Consider the following 884-nt stretch of genomic DNA (forward strand, 5'->3'; position numbering starts at 1 on the left):
GACCCGGGCCCCGCCCCCGCTGCAACAGACGCCTGGAGCGCTAGCGCTGTAGCGGCCCGGCCGGGGCCAGGTCCCTCGGGGTCGGCAGAAGGCGGGGCTCCAGCAGCGCCACGTCGCGCAACCTGCCGCGGCCACCCGAATCGGCGGATCCGCGGGCCTGCCCGCCCGAGCCGTGGCCGAGGTGCTGGCCCCGCTGGTGGGCACCGCCGGAGCCGCGAAGGCCGAGGTCGCGGGCCCTGGATTCCTGGACATTACGCTGGAGAGCGCGGCGATCGACGCCCTGGCGCGCGACATCGTCCTGGTCGGCCATGCGTATGGCCGTACGGACCGGCTCGGCGGCCTTCGGCTCAATGTGGAGTTCGTCTCGGCGAACCCCACCGGGCCGGTGCACATCGGCGGGGCCCGGTGGGCGGTCGCGGGCGACGTGCTCGCCCGGCTGCTGGAGGCAGCGGGTGCGGACGTGTCGCGGGAGTACTGCTTCAACGGCGCCGGCGTGCAGATCGACCGGTTCGCCCGCTCGCTGCTCGCCGTGGCGCAGGGCTCGCAGGCGCCCGAGGACGGCTACATCGGTGCATATATCGAGGAGATCGCCGCCGCGGTGCTGCGTCGGCGGCCCGGAGCCCTGGAGCTGCCGGAGACCGAGGCCCTCGCCGCATTCCGGACGGAGGGCACGGCCCCGATGTTCGAGGAGATCAAGTCGTCGCTCGCCGCGTTCGGCACCCGCTTCGACGTCTACTTCAACGAGAAGGACTTGCACGACCAGGGGGATCTGGACGCCGCTGTCGTCCGCCTGAGGCAGGGCGGCCACGTCTTCGAGCGCAGATGTTCGGCAGCGTCGGCTTCGGCCTTCCCCGCGAAGGCGTTGTCGGCGCCGCACGCGGCAG

The 884-nt window shown here is 73.3% G+C and carries 1 pseudogene; it reads left to right on the top strand.

What is annotated here, in order from left to right:
* Positions 1 to 172: 172 nt before the first annotated feature.
* A pseudogene (locus tag FF041_RS38310) lies at positions 173 to 884 on the top strand (arginine--tRNA ligase); the annotation flags it as partial.

Origin of the sequence: Streptomyces jumonjinensis, from assembly GCF_009600885.1 — a bacterium.
GTDB lineage: Bacteria > Actinomycetota > Actinomycetes > Streptomycetales > Streptomycetaceae > Streptomyces > Streptomyces jumonjinensis.